This is a genomic window from Bacillus pretiosus (genome assembly GCF_051294775.1).
Classification (GTDB): Bacteria; Bacillota; Bacilli; order Bacillales; family Bacillaceae_G; genus Bacillus_A; species Bacillus_A wiedmannii.
Genome location: NZ_JBPPHF010000008.1, coordinates 160,590 through 185,317, shown reverse-complemented (window position 1 = coordinate 185,317; position 24,728 = coordinate 160,590). Strand labels below are relative to the sequence as shown.

General features: G+C 36.0%; 23 protein-coding genes and 1 pseudogene. 11 read left to right on the top strand and 13 right to left on the bottom strand.

What is annotated here, in order from left to right; all coding sequences use genetic code 11:
* Positions 1-13: 13 nt before the first annotated feature.
* The 4 genes from ACSG5Z_RS27315 to ACSG5Z_RS27300 form a co-directional block, all read right to left on the bottom strand.
* Entirely contained in the window at positions 14-1,486 is a 1,473-nt protein-coding gene (locus ACSG5Z_RS27315) for a sodium:solute symporter family protein (protein ID WP_088061933.1), read from the bottom strand.
* Positions 1,483-1,680 carry a DUF3311 domain-containing protein gene (locus tag ACSG5Z_RS27310; RefSeq protein WP_087983279.1) on the bottom strand — a complete coding sequence of 66 codons (198 nt, stop codon included), beginning with the start codon at positions 1,678-1,680 and terminating at the stop codon, positions 1,483-1,485. The genes ACSG5Z_RS27315 and ACSG5Z_RS27310 overlap by 4 nt, the downstream gene beginning before the upstream one ends.
* A 1-nt stretch (position 1,681) precedes the next feature.
* On the bottom strand, positions 1,682-2,857 hold the full coding sequence (locus tag ACSG5Z_RS27305) for an amidohydrolase (RefSeq protein WP_435712622.1): 1,176 nt from the start codon (positions 2,855-2,857) through the stop codon (positions 1,682-1,684).
* Positions 2,858-2,989: 132 nt separating this feature from the next.
* The gene (locus tag ACSG5Z_RS27300; protein WP_435712621.1) at positions 2,990-3,700 is read right to left on the bottom strand and encodes a C39 family peptidase; all 711 of its coding nucleotides are present in this window, start codon (positions 3,698-3,700) and stop codon (positions 2,990-2,992) included.
* 336 nt (positions 3,701-4,036) lie between these two features.
* Here ACSG5Z_RS27300 and ACSG5Z_RS27295 point away from each other — a divergent pair.
* The 8 genes and pseudogenes from ACSG5Z_RS27295 to ACSG5Z_RS27260 form a co-directional block, all read left to right on the top strand.
* Positions 4,037-4,750: pseudogene (locus tag ACSG5Z_RS27295) on the top strand (amino acid permease); the annotation flags it as partial.
* Positions 4,751-5,032: 282 nt separating this feature from the next.
* Entirely contained in the window at positions 5,033-5,908 is an 876-nt protein-coding gene (gene qoxA / locus ACSG5Z_RS27290) for a cytochrome aa3 quinol oxidase subunit II (protein WP_046957295.1), read from the top strand.
* Between the two features lie 33 nt (positions 5,909-5,941).
* The gene (gene qoxB, locus ACSG5Z_RS27285; RefSeq protein ID WP_000762383.1) at positions 5,942-7,876 is read left to right on the top strand and encodes a cytochrome aa3 quinol oxidase subunit I; all 1,935 of its coding nucleotides are present in this window, start codon (positions 5,942-5,944) and stop codon (positions 7,874-7,876) included.
* A 13-nt stretch (positions 7,877-7,889) separates the two neighbouring features.
* On the top strand, positions 7,890-8,492 hold the full coding sequence (gene qoxC, locus ACSG5Z_RS27280; protein ID WP_000729313.1) for a cytochrome aa3 quinol oxidase subunit III: 603 nt from the start codon (positions 7,890-7,892) through the stop codon (positions 8,490-8,492).
* A complete protein-coding gene (qoxD, locus tag ACSG5Z_RS27275; protein WP_000531382.1) occupies positions 8,493-8,804 on the top strand; it encodes a cytochrome aa3 quinol oxidase subunit IV in 312 nt (103 codons plus the stop codon).
* Between the two features lie 267 nt (positions 8,805-9,071).
* Positions 9,072-10,901 carry a monovalent cation:proton antiporter family protein gene (locus ACSG5Z_RS27270; RefSeq protein WP_137011089.1) on the top strand — a complete coding sequence of 610 codons (1,830 nt, stop codon included), beginning with the start codon at positions 9,072-9,074 and terminating at the stop codon, positions 10,899-10,901.
* Between the two features lie 52 nt (positions 10,902-10,953).
* Entirely contained in the window at positions 10,954-11,211 is a 258-nt protein-coding gene (locus tag ACSG5Z_RS27265; RefSeq protein ID WP_000926994.1) for a DUF4022 family protein, read from the top strand.
* A gap of 14 nt (positions 11,212-11,225) precedes the next feature.
* Positions 11,226-11,663: a GNAT family N-acetyltransferase gene (locus tag ACSG5Z_RS27260; protein WP_435712620.1), complete on the top strand. Its 438-nt coding sequence runs from the start codon at positions 11,226-11,228 to the stop codon at positions 11,661-11,663.
* A 39-nt stretch (positions 11,664-11,702) separates the two neighbouring features.
* Here ACSG5Z_RS27260 and ACSG5Z_RS27255 read toward each other — a convergent pair whose 3' ends face one another.
* From ACSG5Z_RS27255 to ACSG5Z_RS27245, 3 genes are all read right to left on the bottom strand, one after another.
* Positions 11,703-12,131, bottom strand: coding sequence for a hypothetical protein (locus tag ACSG5Z_RS27255; RefSeq protein ID WP_088061923.1), 429 nt, complete (start codon positions 12,129-12,131; stop codon positions 11,703-11,705).
* On the bottom strand, positions 12,128-12,328 hold the full coding sequence (locus ACSG5Z_RS27250) for a helix-turn-helix transcriptional regulator (RefSeq protein WP_000301181.1): 201 nt from the start codon (positions 12,326-12,328) through the stop codon (positions 12,128-12,130). Before ACSG5Z_RS27250 ends, ACSG5Z_RS27255 begins: the two co-directional genes overlap by 4 nt.
* Positions 12,329-12,465: 137 nt before the next feature.
* Positions 12,466-13,758, bottom strand: coding sequence for an NCS2 family permease (locus tag ACSG5Z_RS27245; protein ID WP_087983292.1), 1,293 nt, complete (start codon positions 13,756-13,758; stop codon positions 12,466-12,468).
* Between the two features lie 280 nt (positions 13,759-14,038).
* On the opposite strand from ACSG5Z_RS27245, the gene ACSG5Z_RS27240 reads away from it, so the two are divergent.
* Together ACSG5Z_RS27240 and ACSG5Z_RS27235 are read left to right on the top strand one after the other, a co-directional pair.
* On the top strand, positions 14,039-15,430 hold the full coding sequence (locus ACSG5Z_RS27240; protein WP_435712619.1) for an amino acid permease: 1,392 nt from the start codon (positions 14,039-14,041) through the stop codon (positions 15,428-15,430).
* A 181-nt stretch (positions 15,431-15,611) separates the two neighbouring features.
* On the top strand, positions 15,612-17,159 hold the full coding sequence (locus ACSG5Z_RS27235; RefSeq protein ID WP_435712618.1) for a DNA-binding protein: 1,548 nt from the start codon (positions 15,612-15,614) through the stop codon (positions 17,157-17,159).
* A gap of 35 nt (positions 17,160-17,194) precedes the next feature.
* Here ACSG5Z_RS27235 and ACSG5Z_RS27230 read toward each other — a convergent pair whose 3' ends face one another.
* Positions 17,195-18,916: a DUF2339 domain-containing protein gene (locus ACSG5Z_RS27230; RefSeq protein WP_435712617.1), complete on the bottom strand. Its 1,722-nt coding sequence runs from the start codon at positions 18,914-18,916 to the stop codon at positions 17,195-17,197.
* 136 nt (positions 18,917-19,052) lie between these two features.
* Entirely contained in the window at positions 19,053-20,354 is a 1,302-nt protein-coding gene (gene brnQ1 / locus ACSG5Z_RS27225; protein WP_435712616.1) for a branched-chain amino acid transport system II carrier protein BrnQ1, read from the bottom strand.
* 252 nt (positions 20,355-20,606) lie between these two features.
* Here brnQ1 and ACSG5Z_RS27220 point away from each other — a divergent pair, with 252 nt between their 5' ends.
* Positions 20,607-21,992: a peptide MFS transporter gene (locus tag ACSG5Z_RS27220; RefSeq protein ID WP_088061913.1), complete on the top strand. Its 1,386-nt coding sequence runs from the start codon at positions 20,607-20,609 to the stop codon at positions 21,990-21,992.
* A 29-nt stretch (positions 21,993-22,021) separates the two neighbouring features.
* Here ACSG5Z_RS27220 and ACSG5Z_RS27215 read toward each other — a convergent pair whose 3' ends face one another.
* The 4 genes from ACSG5Z_RS27215 to ACSG5Z_RS27200 form a co-directional block, all read right to left on the bottom strand.
* The gene (locus tag ACSG5Z_RS27215) at positions 22,022-23,143 is read right to left on the bottom strand and encodes a YHYH domain-containing protein (protein ID WP_262720118.1); all 1,122 of its coding nucleotides are present in this window, start codon (positions 23,141-23,143) and stop codon (positions 22,022-22,024) included.
* 139 nt (positions 23,144-23,282) lie between these two features.
* A complete protein-coding gene (locus ACSG5Z_RS27210; RefSeq protein ID WP_087983462.1) occupies positions 23,283-23,915 on the bottom strand; it encodes a class A sortase in 633 nt (210 codons plus the stop codon).
* Between the two features lie 116 nt (positions 23,916-24,031).
* Positions 24,032-24,505 (bottom strand): RNA polymerase, encoded by a 474-nt coding sequence (locus ACSG5Z_RS27205; protein ID WP_097907690.1) that lies wholly within the window; start codon positions 24,503-24,505, stop codon positions 24,032-24,034.
* Positions 24,498-24,716, bottom strand: coding sequence for a helix-turn-helix transcriptional regulator (locus ACSG5Z_RS27200; RefSeq protein ID WP_141542835.1), 219 nt, complete (start codon positions 24,714-24,716; stop codon positions 24,498-24,500). Before ACSG5Z_RS27200 ends, ACSG5Z_RS27205 begins: the two co-directional genes overlap by 8 nt.
* Positions 24,717-24,728 lie beyond the last annotated feature (12 nt).

The following is a 24,728-nucleotide window of genomic DNA, read 5'->3' as shown; positions in this document are numbered from 1 at the left end:
TCTAGCACACGGATTACTTTTCTACTATTATATTGTCTGTCTTTATAGACACATTTCTCGTGAACCCGCTAACGATAAACATCACAATCATATTCATTAACAATGCGACTATACCTACATTTAAATCTTTTATATATTGAGGGAAAGCTGGAAACATCGTAGCTATAGTTGAACCAGATAAAGTAATATATGCGACCACTAACAACCCAATCCCCATCCCTGCAATTGCCCCTTGCTTCGTAATAACTTGACGTGGAAACAAACTACATACAAGTGCAGGGAAAAGTTGTGTCACTATACTATATCCCATTAAAAGAAGTGCCCCTATTGTTTCTCCACCTTTAAAAGTGAACAAAACAGCTACAAGCGTTACTACAGGCACAAATAATTTTGCCACTTTAGCAACTTGTCTATCTGAAGCAGATGGGACCATTGTTCGGTAAATGTTTTTTGCTAATAAAGTAGAAGCCGCCATAACAAGCATGGAACCCGGAACTAATGCTGTTAATACTCCTGCACTACCAATAATCCCAATAAACCATGGATCAAATGTTTGAAGAGCGAGACGGAATAACGAAAGGTCTACATCCCCTCCCTTTAACCCTGGAACTTGCAGTATAGCAGCAAAACCTGCAAAGAATACGAAAAGCAATACTAAAGAATAAAGGGGCATGATCGCCGCGTTTTTCCTAAATACTTTTTCATTTTTTGCAGAGAAAGCAGAAGCAAATGTATGGGGCCACATATAGAAACCGAGAGCTGTTAATACAATAGTAGAAACAAACCAAGAAATGCTCATCCCTTCATCAGGTAAAGATAAAAATCCTGGTTTCGCTGCTTCTACCGCTTCAAACATCGGCTGAAATCCCCCGTAATAATGGTACGGTAAATATATACCTAAAAACATAACGATAAACAGTATCATAATATCCTTCAAAGCTGCTGTCCAAGCAGAGCCGTGTATACCTGAAACCATTACATATATCGTTATAACAATTGCACCAATCCACACTGCAATAACCGGTGATACCCTTCCGTAAGATGCTTCCGAAACGATAATTCCTAATCCTTTTAACTGTAAAACAAGGTATGGAATAATCGAAATAACCCCAATGACAGAAACGATAATGCCAAGTGTCTGACTCTTATATTTCTTCACAAAAAAATCTGGCTGCGAAACAAGATTATGCTCTTTCGCATACTTCCAAACTGGCGGCAATAAAAAGTAAGATAAAATATAAGCTAGTGCACCATAACCTAAAATATAGAAAGTAGGTGCTCCTTTACTATACGCCCATCCACTTCCGCCTAAAAATGTAAACGTCGTATAAATTTCACCTGCCATAAGAAGAAAAACAAAAATAGTGCCAAATCCTCTTCCACCAACTGACCATTGCTCTAAATTCATATCTTTTCCATGTTGTGCCCGAATTCCTAAAAATAGTGCAAGAAACAAAAATAATATAATGATAAGTAATGCGATCATTTTACATCCCCCTTATTAGCAGGATCAAATACGTACACAAGTCCCATACAAAGAGACGTAATGAGCACCGATAATAATACCCAAAACAATAAAAATGGCATCCCTAATACGTAAGGAGTAACTGAATTAGCAAATACAGGTCCAATAACTAAACAAAAAACTGGAATAAGCGCTAATACGTGTATTTTCTTCATCTCATTCTCCTTTACTTATAAAGTTCATAATGGATGATACAAAGACTTCCACGCCAATCGGTAATGCATCTTCATCAATCGTAAAACGAGGATGATGGTGAGGATATATAATTCCTTTCTCGTTATTTCCCGCTCCGATAAAAAAGAATGTACCTGGCGCCTTTTGTAAAAACGCTGAAAAATCTTCTCCAGCCATCGTCGGCTGTAAACGAGTAACTTGCTCTCTTCCATAAAGCTGTAATGCTGTTTGCTCAATAATCTCTGTAACTTCATAATCATTTACTACTGGTCGGTATCCATATTCATAAGAAAATGTATATTTCGCCCCGTAAGATTCCGTCACATGCTTCACAATTCGTTCAATCCTTTTCTCTGTTTCTTCTCGCAACTCATGTCTTAAACTCCGCACTGTCCCTTCAATCTCCGCTTGTTCTGGGATCACATTATGGGTTGTCCCAGCATGAAATTGCGTAACAGATACTACAAGGGGATCTAATGGATTCGTGAGGCGAGATACAATGTGCTGAATTTGCGAAACAACTTGTGTACCGATTGCAATGCTATCAACCGTTTCATGAGGGATTCCAGCATGTCCACCTTTTCCTTCTATCGTAATTTTAAAAACATCTGGGGCTGCCATTGCAGGACCATAAATTACACCTATTTTACCAACCTCTAACGATGCCCAAAGGTGAGCACCAATAATATAATCCACACATTCCATTACACCCGCTGCAACCATTTCCTCTGCACCGCCAGGAAAGTTTTCTTCTGCATGTTGGAAGAGAAAACGAATCTCTCCTTTAATCTTCTCTCTTTCTTCTACTAACTTATGTACGACCCCAAGTAATATCGCTATATGTCCATCATGGCCACATGCATGCATCACACCTGGATATGTAGAAATAAAATCAAACTCATTTTCTTCATGAATAGGAAGCGCGTCCATGTCAGCACGAACCGCGATGGTTTTACCAGGTTGCTTACCAATTAACCTTGCCATTACACTATATTTAGTAGGTCTTGACACTTCTAAATGTGGGATTTTTTGAAGTATATCGAATACAAACTGTGATGTTTTTTCTTCTTGAAAAGATAACTCTGGATACTTATGAAAATGCCTTCTCCACTCAATTAATTGATTTTTCGATAAAACCAGTTCCTTTGCAACATCCATTTCTCTTCGCCCCTTCTTCACCAAGTTAAATGTTATTATAACGTGAATCGTTAACTTTTAAAAGAATCTTCTGAATTTTCCGTTATAATAACTTAAAAATAAAAAGCCATCAAAAAGATGACTTTTTCAGTATTATAAAATAGTAATCGCTTGTTTCCCCATTTGCTCCCAAGCTTTCTCAAACTCTGCTCGCGGAACAGCAAAACGCGGATTATTTTTAAGTGGATCATTTACATATACAAAGTTTTGATCATACCCAACTATTAATACACTATGTTCATAATATGTAATTTTCACTTCGCCAGAGCTTGTATTCCATGTTTCAAAACTACTCTCGGCTAGTGGCTTAAACGTTGTATTAATAATGACCCATACTGGCGAACCGGAACTAACTACTTTATACATATCTTGCACGTCTCTACCTGTTAAATTAACTACTTTTTCAGGAGCATATTTTTCTGCTAAATTAAAAATGGGTTGATTATATACACCATATCCTGGCTCTGTCTTCGTATAAATATTTCCAACGAACCCCTCATAAGGATTTCCACGTAAACCATTTTGTTCAAATGGAACACGATGAATTTCGCTAGCAAGTTGCATCTTATCTACTTGTATACCTTTGTATTGTAGCAACATAGCCAAACTTGTAACTTCACATCCACGAGGTAATTCTGGTAACTGCTTTATAAACGGAACATTTTCAATCATAGTCGCTTCTTTCATTTCAGATAAAAACTCTAAACGGAACACTTGCGCCTTTTGTATAATTTTATCTTTCCCTATAAAAAACGCGGCAGCACATATAATTCCAAAAATAAAAAGATATTTTAACTTTTTCATTTTAAACAAAACTCCATTAATTATTATTTTACAGACATACCTCTTATCATTGTACCTTTCTTCTTACTAGTTTGCTAGAAAGATTCTATGAATTATTGTTCACACTTCCATCGTTATAAAATTCTAATTATTTTTAATAAAAAGAAAAAACAATATACTTTTCTGAATATTTTTGCTAAAAACAAAATAATTAACATAGTGAAGATATCACCTTGTTAATAAAAACATTCTTAGAGTATTTAGTCATAGTTCGCATTTTACATACTCCATTCATTTCATAATAAATAAGCCGAGTATGTGTCACATCCCCCACTAATGATTAAAAAATCGGAATGAAAATCAATTCCAAAAGCGATTAAAAATACCATTTGGCGAACTCTCTTCTTCTTCGTCCTAGCAATATCAGTTGTTGTAGGTTTACTCCCATGGCAAGAGGCTAATCTAGTCGAAAGTCCATTTGTACTTGTATTTGATGTAGCTGGTGTTCCATATGCAGCTGACATTATGAACTTTGTTATTATTATAGCAGTATTATCCGTAGCCAACTCTGGTCTATACGCAAATTCTCGTATGCTTTGGGCGATGGCAAAACAAGGAATGGCAAGTCCAGCTTTTACGAAGTTAACTAAAAAAGGAGTGCCACTAAACGCATTAATTTTCAGTCTAATTTTTGCAAGTTTGTCTCTATTAACAAGTATATTTGCGGCAGATACTGTCTTTTTAGTTTTAACATCTATTGCAGCTATGGCCGCTGTCGTAGTTTGGATGTCAATCGCAGCTTCACAGTTTTTCTTCCGTAGAAATTTCTTAAAAAACGGCGGGGACATTAATGATTTAAAATATCGCACACCGCTTTATCCAATCGTTCCAATCGTAGCATTCTCACTCAATTTCATTACATTTGTTAGTTTAGCTTTCATTCCAGATCAGAGAATTGCTCTTTATTGTGGTATTCCATTTATGATTTTTTGTTACATTTTATACCAATTAAAATATAAAAAAGTTGTCACATTTGAACAACAAATAAATCTAAAAAAAGAAGTAAACTAAATATACAAAATATTCAGCTATCTTTCTTATCATAAGATAGCTTTTTTCTATTTCTTGGATATCTTGGTATAACTTTATTTATCTTAAAATTTCCACAATCACGTTTTTCACTGGAAAATAGTTTACAATGTTATCAAGTTACAAATGATATTCACCTTAAAAAGTGTGCATTTGTGTCTATTTTTTAACAATATCACAAAAACTATTGCCATCTATAAATTAATAGGTTTATATTGTTTTATTGGCATAGTTTCAATCCAAGGAGAAAGGAGATTTTCAATCGTGCAACTAAAGAAAACGTTTTGGAAGCTGGCTTCGCTTCTTCCGTTATCATTACTTCTGTTCCTCGGCGGCTGTGATAAGAAACTCGCAGTATTAAATCCGCAAGGACCTGTTGCAAAAGCACAGTATGATTTAATTGTTTGGTCATTCTTGCTTATGTCATTAATTATCGCAATTGTATTCATCTTGTTTACAGTCATCTTGATTCGTTATCGTGAAAAACCAGAGAATATGGACTACGAGCCACCTGAACAACACGGTAACACATTATTAGAAATTATTTGGACGCTTGTTCCTGTTATTATCGTTATCGCATTATCGATTCCAACAGTAAAAGCAACGTATGCTTCGGAAGAGGTTCCGGCAGAGTCCAAACATATTAAACCAGTTGAGATTTATGTTACATCTGCAAACTGGAAATGGTTATTCAGTTACCCAGAGGAAAAAATTGAAACCGTTAACTATTTAAACATCCCAGCTGGTGTACCAATTCAATTCAAACTGACTTCTGTCGGTCCAATGAATGCTTTCTGGGTACCAGAACTTGGTGGTATGAAGTACACTATGGATGGCATGATTATGGATCTTTATTTACAAGCTGATAAGCCTGGTTCTTACCTAGGCCGTAGTGCGAACTTCTCTGGTGAAGGATTCACACATATGGAGTTCGAAGTTGAAGCAAAAACTAAAGAGAAATATGACAAGTGGGTTAAAGAAGTACAACAAACTGCTCCTAAACTAACAGAAGATAAGTACAACGAAATTGTTAAACCTGGTGTAGTTGGTCGTATGACATTCTCTAGTCACCACTTAAGTTATGTAGATCCAAAATCACTTGAATATTGTGATTACAACTACTACAAAAACAAAAAATAATAGCTATTATTCCAACAGATTGGAGTGAACACAGTGAAGCTTGATGAATTCTTTGTCACAGGTGACCCGATTATTTACGGTGCAGACGCTTCTATCGTTCTTGTGACATTAGCAATCATTTTCGTACTAACAAAGTATAAAAAATGGAAATGGCTTTGGGACGAATGGTTAACAACTGTTGACCATAAAAAGATTGGGGCCATGTATATTATCTCTGCGGTTATCATGTTATTCCGTGGTGGTATGGACGGTTTAATGATCCGTGCACAGTTAACATTCCCAGAAACAACTTATTTAAATGCTGAACACTATAACGGAATCTTCACAACACACGGTACAGTTATGATTCTTTTCATGGCGATGCCATTCGTTATGGGATTAATGAACCTTGTAGTACCATTACAAATTGGTGCTCGTGACGTTGCATATCCGTTCTTAAATGCTTTAAGTTTCTGGTTATTCTTCGTCGGAGCAATGTTATTCAACATCGCTTTCGTAATCGGTGGTTCTCCAGACGCTGGGTGGACTTCTTACTTCCCAATGGCAGGTACAGAGTTTACTTCTGGTGTAGGAAATAACTACTACGCAATTGCATTACAGATTTCAGGTCTCGGTACGCTAATGACCGGTATTAACTTCCTTGTTACTATCTTAAAAATGCGTACACCTGGTATGACTTTAATGAGAATGCCAATGTTTACTTGGTCAATCTTAATTACAACAGTTATCATTATTTTCGCTTTCCCAGTATTAACAGTTGCTCTTGCATTAATGACATTTGACCGTCTATTCGATGCTCACTTCTTTACGATGGCGAGCGGCGGTATGCCAATGTTATGGGCCAACCTATTCTGGGTATGGGGTCACCCTGAAGTATATATCGTTATTTTACCGGCATTCGGTATTTTCTCTGAAATCATTAGTACATTCTCACGTAAACGTCTATTCGGTTACAGTGCGATGGTATACTCAATGGTTGCAATTTCTTTACTAAGTTTCGTCGTATGGCTTCATCACTTCTTCACGATGGGTGCAGGTCCAGCGGTTAACTCATTCTTCTCGATTTCGACAATGGCGATTTCGATTCCAACCGGGGTTAAGATCTTTAACTGGTTGTTTACACTGTATAAAGGACGTATTCGTTTTACAGTTCCAATGCTTTGGTCATTGGCATTTATTCCAAACTTCGTAGTCGGTGGGGTTACAGGGGTTATGCTTGGTATGGCAGCAGCTGATTATCAGTACCATAACAGCTACTTCCTAATTGCTCACTTCCACTACGTATTAATCGCAGGTACAGTATTCGCTATGCTTGCTGGATTCACATTCTGGTATCCAAAAATGACTGGTCATATGTTAAACGAACGCCTAGGTAAATGGACATTCTGGATCTTTATGAGCGGATTCAATATCTGTTTCTTCCCAATGTACTTCTTAGGTTTAGACGGTATGACTCGTCGTATGTACACTTACTCTGAAAGTCTTGGATGGGGATGGCTAAACCAAATCGCATCTGTTGGTGCGGTAATGATGGGTATTGGTTTCCTAATTCTTTGTTACAATGTAATTTGGAGTGCTCGTCACGGTGAACGTGACACAACTGGAGATCCATGGGATGGCCGTACACTTGAATGGGCAACTCAATCTCCTGTACAACATTACAACTTCGCGAAACTTCCTGAAATCAAAGAAGCTGATGCTTTCTGGTACATGAAAAAACGCGGAGAAACAGTTACACCAGCAGCAGAAGATATCAAACCAATTCACATGCCAAGTAACTCTGGTGTGCCTATTATTGCGTCTTTATTCTTCGGTCTTGCAGGTTTCGCATTAGTATTTAGCTGGTTCTGGCTTGCAGCAATCGGCGGCGTTGGTATTTTAGCTTGCTTAATCTATCGTTCATTCGATTATGATGATGGCTACTACGTAAGCGTTGATGAAATTAAAGAAACAGAACATATAGCATGAGAGGTGAAATGATATGGCGGCTTTAGATAAAAGCTTACCTTTGGAATATCAATCCGAGCAAAGCAGATTGAATATCCTAGGATTTTGGATTTTTCTTGGGGCTGAAATTATGCTGTTCGCAACACTTTTCGCCTCTTATCTAGTACTTGCTGGTCGTACGGCAGATGGCCCAACCCCAGCGCAACTGTTTGAACTTAAAACGCTTTTAATTCAAACATTACTACTTTTAACAAGTAGTTTCACATGTGGTATCGTAATTCACGAAATGCGTAAGCACAACCAAAAAGCAATGCTTGGATGGTTCATCCTTACATTACTTTTAGGTGCAGGTTTCCTATTCTTTGAAATCGAAGAGTTCATTATGTACATCGGTGAAGGCGCAACAATTCAAACAAGTGCTTTCCTATCTGCATTCTTCGTTCTTCTTGGAACGCACGGAGCCCACGTAACAGGCGGTATCATTTGGGCAATTTGTGTTATTATCCAAATTTTAAAACGAGGTTTAACACCAGTTACAGCTCGTAAAGTATTTATTATCAGCTTATACTGGCATTTCCTTGATCTTGTTTGGGTCTTTATTTACACACTAGTTTACTTGAACGGGATGGTGGCGTAAATGGGTCAAAATAACAATCAAGCAAACGGGCATGCGCATAGCGGATTCCCTTGGTCACACGTTTTCGGATTTATTTTATCGCTTGCACTAACGTTTCTAGCGTTATACGTGGCACTTTATACAAACTTGCCACTTTCAACAATCTTAACAACTATTATCGTAATGGCTGTTGCGCAAGCGTTGTTACAATTAATTATGTTCATGCATTTAAAAGAAGGAGAAGGAAGAGTTCAAATTCTTACAATGATATACAGTTTCTTCGTTGCAACTGCAACAGTTGGTTTAACTGTATGGATCTTCTTCTCAATGTAATGTACATGAAAAAGACTGCTGAGATTCCTCAGCGGTCTTTTTTTATCCCGCATTAACGAGCAGTAAGACCCCACTGATTAAAGTTTCACTTATCCCCTCCCCTATTACATCCACATTACGAAATTAACAACAGAATCATGAAAAATATACTTATTATGACAAATCTTAAGAAAACTCTTTCTTTATGAAATCGAATCCATATGCGTTGCTTTTCTACCTATTATATGGCTAAATAGGTACTATATTTATTTGAAGGGAGAGAACGCAATGGAACATCATACTTCTGTTCTATCACTTATGGTTGTCGTTGCAATCGCGTTTTTCGTTCCCCTTTTGTTACAACGCTTTAAATTAAAAGCACTTCCTGTCGTTGTTGCAGAAATCATCGCAGGAATCTTTGTAGGTAAAAGTGGGTTTAATATTATTGAGCCAGATATGTGGCTTCAAGTCTTATCGACACTAGGATTTATCTTCTTAATGTTCTTAAGCGGTTTAGAAATTGATTTTTCTATCTTTAAACAAAAAGGGAAAAAGAATACGACAAACGAACCAAACACATTCCAAGCAGCAAGCATTATCTTCTTATTTATTTTCATCTTATCTTATGCCCTATCATTACTGTTCGTATGGCTAGGATTCGTGGATAATGCAATGTTTATGACTTTAATTATTTCAACTATTTCTTTAGGTGTTGTTGTACCAACATTAAAAGAAAATAACTTAGGAAAAACGGCAATCGGACAAATCATTTTATTAGTCGCTGTTATTGCAGATTTAGTTACAATGATTTTACTCGCTGTATTCGTCGGATTAAATTCCGAAAGCGGCCAAAGCATGTGGCTCCTTCTTCTTCTATTCGGCGCTGGTATTGTTATTTACTTCGTTGCAAAACGCTTTAAAAACATTCCATACTTAGATAGCTTAAAAGCTGGTAGTGTACAAATTGATACACGAGCTGTTTTTGCACTCATCTTAATATTAGTTGGGTTATCTGAATCTGTTGGAGCTGAAAATATTTTAGGTGCCTTCTTAGCAGGGGTACTCGTATCGTTATTATCACCAAATGAAGATATGATTGAAAAACTGGATTCCATCGGCTACGGTTTCTTCATCCCTATTTTCTTCGTAATGGTTGGTGTGAATCTAGAAGTTTGGTCTATTTTTAAAGAACCTTCTAGCATGCTAATGATCCCAATTTTAATTGTAGGACTCTTTATCTCAAAACTGTTACCATCACTCGTCTTACGAAAATGGTATCCACGTAATATCGTACTAGGAAGTGCCATCTTATTAACATCGACACTTTCTTTAGTTATTGCAGCTGCACAAATTGGTGAAAAACTAGGAATCATCAGTCCGAGTTTATCTGCTTCCCTTATTTTAAGCGCAGTTATTACTTGTATTTTTGCACCTATATTATTTAAAAAGATGTTCCCAAAAGTAGAAACACCAAAACCAAAAGTTTCTATTATTGGTGCGAGCAGAATTACCCTTCCGTTATCACTTGATTTAAAACGAGAAGATTATGACGTAACACTTTATATGATGCGTCAAAATAAAATAAATGATGAGGAAGCGAAATCACATGACTTCCCTATCGTAAAATTAGATGACATCACAATCGCTTCATTAACTGAACAAACAGCATTTAACGCAGACCGCGTTGTTGTTGCAACAAGTGATGATGAACAAAACTTATTATTGGCGGAACACGCAAAAGATCTAGGTGTTGAACATGTTATTGCAAGTGTAGAAGATCCACTTCTACAAGAAAAAGCAACGCAAGAACATATCGCCGTATTCTCAACAATTAACTCTACACGTATTCTGTTACGTGCACTAATTGATAAACCGAGTCTCGTTCGCTTAATTACAACAGCAAATGAAACAGTTCGTGAAGTTGAACTACGTAGCAATACATATAACGGTGTTGCACTACGTCGCCTTCCGTTTTTAGGGGATGTACTCGTCATTCAAATTTACCGCGGTAATAAAGCATTAATCCCGCATGGTGATACGAGACTACAACATGGTGATACATTGCTTGTCACAGGTTCAAAAGAACATATTGATACGTTGAAAAACATATTAGAATAAAAAATGCCCCTTACATAATTGAGGGGCATTTTTTTCCATTCCATATGGTAAAATGTTACTATCACATATTATGAGGATGGATCACATTATGTCTATTGTAACTTTAGCTCTTTTATTATTGGCGGAAATACTCGTTGCCATTATTCTCATCGGTGTTAGCATTGAAATTTGTAGTTACGGATGGAAAAAATCGAATGGAATAAAATACTCTTGCCTCTTACTTTCACTCCTTCTCGGAACTGCTAGCATACTCGGACTTTTCGCCGCACCTGCCTATTTCTTTATACAACTAACAGAAAACGCCTTATAAGAAAGGATGTTAATATGATTACCGTGAAAAATATTGAGGGATCTGAAACTTACGTATTACGTCAAAAAATTTTACGCCCGAATCAAACATTAGCAGATTGTAAATACTCTTCCGACTATGAAACAGACACCTTTCACTTAGGCGCATTTATAAACGATGAACTAATTAGTATCGCTTCCTTCTCAAAAGAGATATCCCCTGACTTACTAGCAGGTGTTCATTATCGTCTACGAGGAATGGCCACATTACCTGAATTTCGAAACCAACGTGCTGGAAGTTCCTTAATTCAGAAGGCGGAGCAAGTCTTGCAAGAACGTAAAGCAAATATATTATGGTGTAATGGCCGAATTACTGTAGCTGACTATTACAAGCGCTTAGGCTTTCAGGAACATGGTGAAATCTTTGAAATTGAACCGATTGGCCTTCATAAAGTACTGTATAAAAGAATATAAGAAAAGCTTTCCGCAATATGGGAAAGCTTTTCTTATATTTCAATCTTCACTTTTTATTTTTCTCATATATATGTATATAAACAAACTAGGAACTAAAAAACAAGCAAACATAATAAGTCCTGTCATACTAATTTCCTTTATAGCAATATCTGGTGTTACAATAATACAAATAGCTAAAATTCCAATAACAATTCCTACTGGAATAAATAATAATTTCATAAAATAGCTGCGTGATACTCCACCTGTATGCTCATATGCCTCTACAGAATGTTTTAAATTTAAGAAGTTAATGACTACGATCCCGCCCATAAATACCATTAATAAATCCGAAACACTTTCATATTCTGCACCTTGCAAAACGTAGCGATAAAAAACGATACCTAGTATGACGATATTTTGTAAGATGAAAACGAGTCTAATATGTTTTAGCCCCTCAATCATTAAACGTTCATCTTTCACAATCCTCACTCCTCTTCCTCCCAAAATAAATCATTCAATGTTTTGTCTACCGCATAACAAATTTTCAAACATAAATCTAAAGACGGGTTGTATTTCCCCTTCTCAATTAAACTAATCGTTTGCCTTGTAACGCCTACTTTTTCTGCTAATTGTTGCTGTGTTAAATCTAACTGAACACGCGCGACTTTTATTTTACTTACAGCCATTCATGTTCCTCCTCTGCCTTTATTGTAACATATATATTCCATTAGGTAATTTATATTTTACTAAAATCGTTTAATTTTTACTTTATTATACACAAAAAAAGAGCCTCCCATAAGAAGCTCCCTCTTCTATATCTATATTATAAGAATAAATGACATCCAAATAAAATTGTAAATAAGTATAGTAACGGATGTACTTCCATCCCTTTCCCTTTCACAATTTTTAAGACTGGATACACTAAAAATCCAATTGCAATTCCATTCGCAATGCTAGACGTTAACGGAATACCAATAAAAATTAAAAATGCTGGTAATGCATCTTCAAATTCATTCCAATTAATATCACGAAGACTTTGCGCCATTAGACTACCTACAATAATTAATGAAGGAGCTGTAATAGCGGCTACACTTGATAAAGAAGCAATCACAGGGCTGAAGAATGCCGTTATAATCGTTAGACCGACAACTACAATACCCGTTAATCCTGTTTTACCACCTGCAGCAATACCAGCTGATGATTCAATCGTCGCTGCTGTTGGGCTTGTTCCAAAGATAGAACCTGTAGTCCCACCAATTGCATCTGCAATAAACGCTTTACCAAAACGTTTCTCTGTATTATCTGTAATTAAACCCGCTTGTTTAATTAAACCAAGTAATGCACCTGTTGTATCAAATAACAGTACAAGTAAAAATGAAAATACAACACCATATAATCCGTATTCAATTACATCTGAAAAGGCATTGATTGGGTTTGAAACGATAATTCCCTCTGGTAAATGAGGCATCGCAACAATTTTATCCGTAAACTTCAGTTGCCCTGTAAAGAAGGCGATAACTCCTGTCACAATCATACTAATAAATAATGCACCGCTCACACGTAATGCCATTAATACCGCCGCTAATATTAAACCAATTAAAGTTAAAATAACGGCTGGAGAATGAAAATCACCAATCGTAACTAAATTAGATGGATGATCAACGATAATTCCAGAAAGGCGTAATCCAATAAAAGCAATAAATAGTCCAATTCCACCTGCAATTGCATGTTTTAAACTATCAGGAATTGCGACAATTAGCTTTTGCCTAAATGAAGTGAAAGATAATAAAAGAAAAATGATACCTGTTACAAATACTGCTGAAAACGCAATGACATATGTAATCCCCTCTGCCTGTTGAACAACAGAATAAGCAAAATACGCATTCATTCCCATAGCTGGAGCAATAACAATTGGATAGTTAGCTAAAAACGCCATACATAGCGTTCCTACAACCGTCGCAATAATAGTTGCTGTAAAAGCTTGATCAAATGGTACACCTGCATCAGATAATATTTTCGGATTGATGACAAGAATATACGCAAATGTAAAAAAAGTTGTGATGCCAGCTAAAAGCTCTTGCTTCACAGAAGTGTTATATTTTTGTAATTGAAACATGGTTATGTACCCTTCCTACATCTGAATTATTATCACATATTCTTTTCTTACTAGTATGTGAGAAAATATAATACTTAATCTTAACAATCAATAAAAAGAAGAGTCAATATATTCGCTAATAGTTCGAATTTTAAGTTTAAGTCTGACAAGTTTAGATGTAGTACAGTTCATCATGATTATTTTTGTAGCATAACAGATAGAAATGTTTTATAATTTGAAATAGTTAAATATTTAGCAAACGCATTCAAATATCGTTCACTCTACAAGGGGGATTCTTCTTATGCAGCACACAAACAAATCTGAAACTTTAAACCGCGGTTTAAAAGAACGACATATTACTTTAATGTCGCTCGGCTCCGCTATTGGCGTTGGACTATTTTTAGGATCCGCTTCTGCTATTAAGCTAGCTGGCCCTTCTATTCTACTAGGTTATATGATCGCCGGACTCGTTATTTTTTTCATTATGCGAGCACTCGGAGAAATGGCAATTGAACAACCTGTTGCCGGTTCTTTTAGTAAATATGCCTCTGATTATCTTGGACCACTAGCTGGCTATATTACTGGCTGGAACTACTGGTTTTTATGGGTTGTTACTTGCATGGCTGAAATTACAGCAGCTGGCATTTACATGCAATACTGGTTCCCAGATATCCCGCGCTGGACTTGGGCTTTACTCGCTCTATTATTAATGAGTGCTTTCAACTTCTTATCCGTAAAGGTATTTGGAGAACTTGAATTTTGGTTTGCTCTCATCAAAATTGTCACAATTATCTGTATGATAATTGTTGGAGCTGGTATTATTTTATTCGGATTTGGAAACGGTGGTATCGCTACTGGTATTTCAAACCTTTGGTCACATGGTGGCTGGTTCCCAAATGGTTTTTCTGGGTTACTACTCTCCATGCAAATGGTGTTATTCGCTTATTTAGGCGTTGAATTAATCGGTGTTACAGCGGGTGAAGCTCAAAATCCGAAAAAAACACTCGCAAAAGCAATCGATAACGTATTTTGGAGAATATTACTGTTCTACGTTGGGGCTCTATTCGTTATGATGGCAATTTATCCATGGAATGAACTTGGTGAAAAAGGAAGTCCATTCGTATTAACATTCCAGCAAATCGGTATCGCAAAAGCAGCAGGGATTATTAACTTTGTCGTATTAACAGCAGCTCTTTCTTCTTGTAATGGTGGTTTATTTAGTACAGGCCGTATGCTATTTACATTAGCTCAGCAAAAGAAAGCACCTGAAAGATTTGGTCGTTTAAATAAAAACGGTATTCCGAGTCAAGGAATTGTAGCAACAGCTATCGTTTTACTCGTTGGTGTTATATTAAACTATCTTGTGCCCGCAAAAGTGTTTACATGGCTGACTAGTATTTCAACTTTCGGGGCAATTTGGACTTGGGGCATCATTTTAATCGCTCAAATTAAATTCCGTAAAGGTTTGCAAACTGATAAAAAGGACAAGCTAACATATAAAATGCCTTTACATCCATTAAGTTCATATTTCTCACTCGCTTTCCTAGCACTCGTATTAGGTATAATGGCGTATTCAGAAGATACAAGAATTGCATTGATTGTTGGTCCTATTTGGCTTATTGGTTTAGCTATCGTGTATTACATGAAAGGGTTCCATAAAATTGATGAAACACCTAACTCAAAAATTAGTTAAACAAAACATCCCTTCCTTATTACTTGGAAGGGATGTTTTTAAATCTATATAAATATTTCTCAACAAAATTCACGTTATTTTTACAATTTTTTAATATTTTTTATGTTTTCCGTCTTTATTTTTACAGAAAAATAAATTACATTATTAAAGCACATATATTTATTATTAGGGGGATTCTTCTATGAAGAATAAAAAATGGATTACATTTTCTTTAGCAACAGCAATTACACTAAGTATAGGGACTTCGTTCATACCGTCTACTTATGCAGAAAGCTCTGTAGACCCAGCTCCTGAAATTGCTGCAAAAGTTGTAAATCAAAACAATGGGAAAAAAGTATTATTCGATAATACACACGGTCAAACTGCCGGAACCGCTGACTGGGTTATTGATGGTGGCTTTTCTGATTTCGGAAATGGTATTGCTCAAAATGGCTATCATGTAAAAGAACTACGTAAATCAACACCAATTACATACGAAGATTTAAAAGACTACAATGTGTTTATCGTTCCAGAAGCAAATATTCCTTACAAAAAATCTGAACAAGATGCTATGTTACAATACGTGAAAAATGGCGGTAGTATTTTCTTTATCGCTGACCATTATAATGCAGATCGTAATAAAAATCGCTGGGACTCTTCTGAAGTATTTAATGGATATAGACGCGGTGCATGGGATAACCCTGCAAAAGGAATGTCAAGTGATGAAGTAAATTCACAAGCTATGCAAGGAGTAGAAAGCTCTGATTGGCTATCTGACAACTTCGGTATTCGCTTCCGCTACAATGCAATCGGTGATGTTGCAGCTAAAAATATTGTGTCACCTGAACAATCATTCGGAATTACAAAAGGTGTTTCATCTGTAGCAATGCATGCAGGTTCTACTCTAGCAATTACAAACCCAAAACTAGCAAAAGGGCTTGTTTATCTTCCAGAAAACCCGTCAAAATGGAATAATGCTGTTGATAGCGGTGTTTATAACGGCGGTGGCGTTGCAGAGGGGCCTTATGCCGCTATCGCAAAAGTAGGGCTTGGAAAAGCTGCCTTTATCGGTGATTCTTCTCCAGTTGAAGATGCATCGCCAAAATACGTTCGTGAAGATTCTGGCCAAACAAAGAAAACTTACGATGGATATAAAGAAGAAAACGATGCTATCTTACTAGAAAATATCGTAAATTGGCTATCGAATAAAGAAACATTTACAAGTTTAGATCAAGTAAATGGTTTACAACTTGATTTACCTACCACTTTACAAACATTTGAACAACCAAGCTTATCAACTGAGCCACAACCTGAACCTTGGAGTGCGCCAAATGCAGGTTATCAATGGTTTAATACAAATACTTTTAAACCAGGTTCATACGGTTATAACGGTGCTGTAACAGCAAACGACTACGTAGTTACACACCCTAGCACTCTACCAAACAATGAAGTGTTCCAAATAAAAATCCAAGTAAATAACTTATTACCAAACACAACATACACTAATTACTCTTTAGGTATATTCACTACTGGCGGTACACAAGTAGCAAAAGTTCAAAATACAAATGGTTCTTGGCCATCTACTTTTGGATATAGTAGTGCATTCTCTTTCACAACAAACAGCTTAGGTTCTGCTGAGAAGATTGTAAATGTACAAATCAATCCAAATACTGCTGGACAAGCAACTCTTCGTCTACGCCAAAATACGACAGCGAAATACAATGAAGCTGTAATAATTGATAAGAAATAATGAAAAAGGCAATCCGCATGCGGATTGCCTTTTTCTCACTGCTCTTCTTTCGAGAAAAACATTCTTGAAATAACGATACCTATACTTCCTACAATTAAGAATAACACAGCCCTGATCATCATCGATACTTCTGGTAAGTCCAGAAGGAATAGCTTCCCTATCGTTACGACTAACACGACTAAGCCGGCATACAATATTTCATTCATATTTTTATTCCGTCCAAGCCAAACGGCAAATAATGCATATACCATCCATAATAACGATACAGATACGCTTATTATACTTCCATCTGTAGACAGCACTTCACCGACTCTAGTAATTGCAATAAATACGATAACCATAAACCAATAGAGCGTTATAGAATAAACATATTTTCCGAAGCTCCTTAATACATCTTTCGCTTGTTTCATGCAGTAATAAAATGTACCTATTAAAATAATATGGGCAACAAACCCAGCTGAAATGAAATGATCAAACGGACTAAAAATAGTTTGTATCATTCCAATCGCGTAAATCGTCGCACTAACATACAATTTCACCTGTTGTTTTACTTTAATAGCCGTCACCATACCGAGGAAACCTTGCAATAATAATACAATCGCTGCATTTACTAAACTATACTCATATAAAATCGCTAAACTAAATGCACCCATTGCGAAACCAAATAAAAGATTTGTAAATGTAGAATGTCTATTCTTCCTATATTCAAACACAAACATAGTAGCGTGCACGAGTGCACTAATCATTAATCCCCATGTTGTAAATTCAGGTATTTTTGAAATGGCTAATATAAAGAGAACTGCATTCGCACTAAATATCGCCAAGCGTGGCTCTAATATAAAACTTCTCTCCGTAAACATATGCCAAAATAATAGTAAGTGAATCAAACCATAAACAACCGTTAACTGTATTTGCAAATCCTCTACTAACATTGACATAATAGCAAAGAAAACAAAAAGGACAATAGCAGCAACAGCATAAGAAATCATATATAAATACTGATAACGATTTTTCAACGCATACCATAATAAGCTAAGTGTTAGTATCGTCTCATATCCAAAGAAAATATAAGGATTAGGAGTCGTACTATTTAATAAGAATGGCACGAAGAACGCTCCTACGGCTACGAATATAGTAAGATATTCCGATTGATACCTCTTCGCTACATAAATACCTAAAATGACCCATGCAATATTACATACAAACGCAACACTTGCTGGAATAAATCCATATAAATAATGCGCCGCAAATGTCGTTAAAACTATACCCGTAATACTTCCTCCTGCTAATACTAAACCCAACGCTTGCCGCTCTCGTTTAATTTGAATATCACCTATATAATAAAAACCGATTGATAGGACAATACCAAACACAATTCGTATTACAGGTGTTAATAATCCAGCATCTACCCCTGCTTTAAATAACCAGATTACTCCAAGTAACATAATGCCGACAAATATACGTGGCAACCAAGTTTGGCAAAACTTAATAATATTAAATGGTTCTGGTTTAAATGCAGATATATCTACTTGTTTTACCTCACGTTCTTGCACGGGCTCCTTTATTGTAACTACTTCTTCTTTTTGCTTTTCCTCCATTACCGTTTCAATATATTCTTTCTTTTCTTTACTAACATGTTGCTGAGCATTTTCTACTTCTATTTCTCTTTGTTTTGCTTTCAATTCAAAAAGCGCTTCTTGAATTGTTTCAATTGCCGTTTCGAGCGCTTCTATTTTCTTATTTAAATCCTCCTTCATACGCTCCCCCCTCACCATTCATTCAAAATCTATATATTACCAATTATCTTTATCATACTCTTAGTCTATTCATTTTCAATACTATTTTTCCTAAAAAAAGAAAGGTGTCTTCCGAAATAGGAAAACACCTTTTTACTCATTTATTCTTATTTAGAACAACACTAACGATGACACCAATACAAACACCTATAATAGCTGGAATAATCCATCCAACACCTTCTGTATAAAACGGAATGTATTTCAATATTGACGTCCACTGATTCATCATTACATTTTTATTGAAAATATCGATTGCACTAAATACCGCTACAATCCCAACAGTTACTGCATATACGTATGCATACTTTCCAATATATTTATGGAATAACCCTAGAATAATGAGTGTTAATGCAACTGGATAAATAAATCCAAGAATCGGTACTGATACTTTTAAAATTTGTGTTAATCCTAAATTAGCTAAAATCATACTAGCAAAACTTAATATAAATGCCCAAACTTTATACGCTACTTTCGGAAATGCACTTGCGAAAAATTGACTACAAGATGTAACAAGCCCGATTGAAACGCATAAACACGCGATCGTAAAAATAAGACCTAATAAAACGACTCCGCCTTGTCCAAATAATGTAGTCATAACTTGCGCTAACACGTTCGCCCCATTATCAAATATACCTAACGAACCGCTAATTGAACCAACATATCCAAGTATGACATAAATAATAGATAATAATAGTCCTGCACCAATTCCAGCAATACTCATATATTTCGCTAAACCTTTATCATCTTCAACACCTTTTGCACGAAGAGCATTTGCAATAACAATCCCAAAAATTAAAGCGGCTAGCGCATCCATTGTTAAATATCCATCTAAAAAGCCTTGGAACATAGGAGCTTGTCCATAGTTTCCAGCAGCCTCTTTCACACTGCCTACTGATGTAAACATACTCTTTATAAAAATAAGGGCAATCATCCCTAATAATAACGGTGTTAAAACTTTTCCGAACAACCCCATTAATTTAGACGGTGATAAACTTAACCAGTACACAATACTAAAGAAAATAACCGTGTAACATAATAAAACTACACTTCCCGATTCTGTGAAGAACTGACCTGGTCCCATTTCAAAAGCTAAACTTCCTGCACGTGGTATACCAAGACCTGGTCCAATAAATAAATACACGATACATGGGAAAATAATGGCGAATGAAGAATGAACCCTCCCCGCTAACGTTTGAAAGCTTCCCGCTTTCGCAATAGCGATAACACCCAATATAGGAAGACCTGTTGCTGATATAATAAATCCTATTAATGAAATCCACACATGTTCTCCTGCTTCATACCCAAGGAAAGGTGGGAATATAAGATTCCCCGCTCCAAAGAACATCGAGAATAACATAAGGCTAATCAGTAAAATTTCTTTTTTCTGTAACAATTTCATTTGTTTCTCCTTCTTTAATTTCATCTTTCATGAAATCAATTTCACATATAAAAAAGTGCAATAATTCGCTTCCTAACAAAGAAAACATAGTCCATAGTCTAACATAAAAGAAACACCCATTCTATAGCTATCCCTCTTTTCCAATTTCTTCTGAAAAATCAACCTTTATTGACTTATAATAGTTAATAAAGTAAAATATTAAATGTACAAAATTATTAACTTTGTTTTTGTTTGTGTCAGGAGGAAAATAACATGGAATCAGCGATACAACTAGAAAGAGAACAACAAAGAAAAAAGAAACATCCTCCAGGTTTATACTTACTCTTCTTTACAGAAATGTGGGAAAGATTTAGTTACTATGGATTACGAGGATTATTAACATTATATTTAACGACAGCTTTAGTAAGCGGTGGTCTTGGGTTTAGTCCTGCGTGGGCACTATCCATTTACGGATTTTACACTGGAGCCTGTTATTTCACACCAATGATTGGTGGATACTTAACAGACCGGTTCCTAGGTAGACGAAAAGCGATCACAATTGGTGGTATAACAATGGCAATTGGTAACCTTACACTATTTGCCATGCAAAACCAAGCCGGCCTATACCTCGGATTAGCGCTTATTATTATCGGTAACGGATTCTTCAAACCGAACATCTCCACACTGGTTGGGGAATTATACGAAGAGAACGATCCAAAACGTGATAGTGCATTTACCATTTTCTATATGGGTATTAACGTCGGATCATTTTTAGCTCCACTCGTTTGTGGATTTTTATCAGAAAATTTATTCAAAACAACAGTTGATGGCGTTGTACATTACGGATTCCGTTACGGTTTCTTAGCCGCTTCAATTGGAATGATCATTGGACAAATTTTATTTACAACATTATCAAATCGCTTCCTTGGTGATATCGGTAAAAAACCAACTCGTGATTTGCAAACAACAGATGGACAACCATCAGTAGGAGATACACCGTTAACAAAAAAAGAAAAACAACGTACCGCAGTTATCGTCATTTTAACATGCTTCGTTGTCTTCTTCTGGGCTGGCTTTGAACAAGCTGGTAGCTCATTAACATTATATACAAACAAATTTGTAGACCGCTCTGTGTTCGGATGGGAAGTTCCAACATCTTGGTTCCAATCGGTCAATCCATTATTTATTATTTTACTTGCTCCAGTCATTTCAGCATTATGGGCAAAACTTGCAACTCGCAAGCGCGGGGATTTAAAAATCCCAACTAAAATGGGACTTGGTATGATCTTGCTTGGTATCGGTTATATCATTCTCGTTATCGCTACATTAAAAACTGGTAGTGATGAACATAACATTACAGAAAAAGCAAACTTACTATTTATCGTCTTTACGTATCTTTTCCATACGTTAGGTGAGCTATTCTTATCACCTGTTGGACTATCAATGGTTAGTGCACTTGCCCCAGTAAAACTTGCTTCTTTATTAATGGGAGTATGGTTAGCAAGCTCAGGAATTGCTAACATTTTAGGCGGACAACTTGCAAGCTTCACAACTTCACTTGGATATGCTGAAGTATTTACAGTAATCGGAGCTGTAGCAATTGTATTAGGTTGTGTTTTATTACTAATTTCTAAGAGATTAGTAAAATGGATGGATTAAAAAAAGATGAGGGATTCCCCTCATCTTTTTTATGCATTCTTACCTTTTTCTATCGCTTGTTCGTACAGCTCTTTATGTTCTTTATATTCACTTGGCACAAAATTCTTATAGAAGAATGCAAGCCAACTGTCTCCTTTTTTATATCCTTCTTCTCTAATTTCTGCTGCTTTTTTATTTGATTTAAATCCTTCAATAAACCATTTCTTTAACGATTCATTTTTTTCATACTTAGCAGGAACTTTCAAATCATAGTTTTCAAATGCATACTTATAGCCAGCCTTTTCTACTGCTTTTTTTGTAGACTTATAGCCCTTTTCATAAGCTGTTTCATACGCCTTCACGTACACATCTTTCTCTCTATTTCCAGGGTTCTTTCCGGCTAGTTCCTTACCTGCCTTTTCCCCTAGTTCAGCTTGCTCTTTTTCAATTTTTTCTGTTCTTTCTTTATTCCCTACTTGGAAACCTTCTGCAAAGTTCGGCTTAAACTCCGGAGCAATTTGACTATCTTCCATCGTCTCTTGTGCTAAACCTTGCTCTTTTCCTTTTTCAAAATGCGTTTTCTTCTGCTCTTCTAAAGACCAAGATGCAGCATATGCAGTTTTGAATGCTTCTTTATATGTATCTGATTTTCCAGCTAAATGTGATTCCGCATCATTTTTCCCTGCTTTAAAATCAGTCTCTCCACTTTTTTGTCCCTCAAGCTGCCCTTTTTCCATATCAGCTTGACGCTGTGCTTCCTCTCGCTTACGTACCTCTTCTGCTTTTCTTTGCTCTTCAGCTACACGTTGTCTCTCTTCCTCAGCTTTTCTTTGTTCCTCCGCTACACGTTGTCTCTCTTCTTCAGCTTTACGCTGCGCCTCTGCGGTACGTTGTTTTTCAGCCTCAGCATTGCGCTGCGCTTCTACTTGTTTTTCAGCTTCTACAGCACCATTATTATTTGGGCTAGGAGCTGGACTCGTTGCACCACTACTAGAAGCTGGCTTATTGTGATAATGATATTCCCCGTACTGTAATCCCCATTTTTCACAATTTGTCCGACACGTATGTCCCCCATTAGCATCTGTACGCCCTGGATGCGCATAGGCTGAAATTGGAGCTACCAATAACGCTATACTTGTTGTTAAAAGAAGTTTCTTCACCTGTTGTTTCACTCTTGTTCCTCCCAAAATCTTGAATTCTAACTTTATTATACATAAATAGAAAAATACTTAAATACTAACTAAAATATTCTATTATTTCTCAACATTAGTAAAAAAGAAGGTCAACTCTTTAAAGAGTTGACCTTCTTTTTTACTTCTTCGCCTTCGTTCCTACTAAATCACCAGCAACAACGTAACGTTTAGAATTATCTTTCACAGATACACATGTAATAAGCGTTATCTCATCTTTCCCATGATCCTCTACAACTTCCCACTTATCAGGAGTTACTTCGGATACACCAGTAACCGCATATTCATATTCATTTTCATTATCATACAAATAAATTTTGTCGCCTTTTTTTAAAGAGGCTACATCACTAAATAAAACACCTTTTTTAGACATGTTATGTCCTGCTAATGCATAGTTCCCTTTTCCCATTACTTGATTTTCTTTTACTGTTGCTGTACCTGATAATAGGTTTTTCTCAGTAGAAGATTTTAAAACAGGAAGTTCTAATGAAACACTCGGGATCGAAATACGACCAATTACTTGTTTCTTATCTAATGATGCACTCGCTACTTCTGCCAAGTCTGGTTGATCAATTTTCGAAGCATCTACAAATTCCGTCTCATGTTTTTCATAATCCATTTTTTGAACAGCCTGTACATTTTTAGTCTGTTTCTTTTCAGCCTGATATCCATCATAAAATGGCTTTCCGATTAACACACCACCTACAACAAATAGAAGGATTGCTACTATACTATAAATTCTTTGCTTATTCATATACAATTCCTTTCCCTTACAAAATCTTACTCTATATAAAATGATAAGATAATATTGCTATATGTACAAGTGTAAGCTAGAAATAAACCTTCTCGCACGTGCAAGAAGGTTTATTTTTAAGCTAATTTATTTCTGTATAGTGATACGTGGAATACTGTCATTTGAATTAAATAAATCAAATACACAACATATAAAGGGTATGCCGAAATATATAAATTTGCTACAGGTGTAAATATTAATAATCCTAGTGCACAAGGTAATACAAACCATAATGATACAAATGTTGTGCGGCATGCTTTACCTGTAATATCCTGCTCCCGTTCATCCTCTTGGGGAAATAATAAAGGATATAATCGCAATGATGATTTGTTATATTTCTTTTTATGCAATCTTTTAAAATACGCTAATATAATAGCTACAATAAATATTAATACAACAGGTGTCAAACTCATTGTTATTTTAGATGGTAAACTCTCATTTTTAATAACATCAGCAAACTGTATATAAAAATCATAAAACTCTACGAATGCCCAGCATGCCAATACACTGTAAAATAAATTTATAATATACGAAGCAACAATCCTATTCATCCTCTTCCCCCTCCTTATTTAAAACAAACACATCTTCCATCTTTAACTCGAATACATCACAAATCGTAAGTGCTAATAACAATGAAGGAACATAATCACCTTTTTCAATTGCAGCAATTGTTTGTCTCGTCACTCCAACCTTTTCTGCTAATACACTTTGCGAAAAATTAAATCGAGCTCTTAATTCCTTCACTCTATTTAAAATGGACAAATTTACCACCTC

Excerpts from the sequence above, each read along its gene's own strand:
- ACSG5Z_RS27315 (WP_088061933.1), bottom strand. The coding sequence starts at position 1,486 with ATGATCGCATTACTTATCATTATATTATTTTTGTTTCTTGCACTATTT.
- ACSG5Z_RS27310 (WP_087983279.1), bottom strand. The coding sequence starts at position 1,680 with ATGAAGAAAATACACGTATTAGCGCTTATTCCAGTTTTTTGTTTAGTT.
- ACSG5Z_RS27305 (WP_435712622.1), bottom strand. The coding sequence starts at position 2,857 with ATGGATGTTGCAAAGGAACTGGTTTTATCGAAAAATCAATTAATTGAG.
- ACSG5Z_RS27300 (WP_435712621.1), bottom strand. The coding sequence starts at position 3,700 with ATGAAAAAGTTAAAATATCTTTTTATTTTTGGAATTATATGTGCTGCC.
- qoxC (WP_000729313.1), top strand. The coding sequence starts at position 7,890 with ATGGCGGCTTTAGATAAAAGCTTACCTTTGGAATATCAATCCGAGCAA.
- qoxD (WP_000531382.1), top strand. The coding sequence starts at position 8,493 with ATGGGTCAAAATAACAATCAAGCAAACGGGCATGCGCATAGCGGATTC.
- ACSG5Z_RS27270 (WP_137011089.1), top strand. The coding sequence starts at position 9,072 with ATGGAACATCATACTTCTGTTCTATCACTTATGGTTGTCGTTGCAATC.
- ACSG5Z_RS27265 (WP_000926994.1), top strand. The coding sequence starts at position 10,954 with ATGTTACTATCACATATTATGAGGATGGATCACATTATGTCTATTGTA.
- ACSG5Z_RS27260 (WP_435712620.1), top strand. The coding sequence starts at position 11,226 with ATGATTACCGTGAAAAATATTGAGGGATCTGAAACTTACGTATTACGT.
- ACSG5Z_RS27250 (WP_000301181.1), bottom strand. The coding sequence starts at position 12,328 with ATGGCTGTAAGTAAAATAAAAGTCGCGCGTGTTCAGTTAGATTTAACA.
- ACSG5Z_RS27245 (WP_087983292.1), bottom strand. The coding sequence starts at position 13,758 with ATGTTTCAATTACAAAAATATAACACTTCTGTGAAGCAAGAGCTTTTA.
- ACSG5Z_RS27240 (WP_435712619.1), top strand. The coding sequence starts at position 14,039 with ATGCAGCACACAAACAAATCTGAAACTTTAAACCGCGGTTTAAAAGAA.
- ACSG5Z_RS27235 (WP_435712618.1), top strand. The coding sequence starts at position 15,612 with ATGAAGAATAAAAAATGGATTACATTTTCTTTAGCAACAGCAATTACA.
- ACSG5Z_RS27230 (WP_435712617.1), bottom strand. The coding sequence starts at position 18,916 with ATGAAGGAGGATTTAAATAAGAAAATAGAAGCGCTCGAAACGGCAATT.
- brnQ1 (WP_435712616.1), bottom strand. The coding sequence starts at position 20,354 with ATGAAATTGTTACAGAAAAAAGAAATTTTACTGATTAGCCTTATGTTA.
- ACSG5Z_RS27220 (WP_088061913.1), top strand. The coding sequence starts at position 20,607 with ATGGAATCAGCGATACAACTAGAAAGAGAACAACAAAGAAAAAAGAAA.
- ACSG5Z_RS27210 (WP_087983462.1), bottom strand. The coding sequence starts at position 23,915 with ATGAATAAGCAAAGAATTTATAGTATAGTAGCAATCCTTCTATTTGTT.
- ACSG5Z_RS27205 (WP_097907690.1), bottom strand. The coding sequence starts at position 24,505 with ATGAATAGGATTGTTGCTTCGTATATTATAAATTTATTTTACAGTGTA.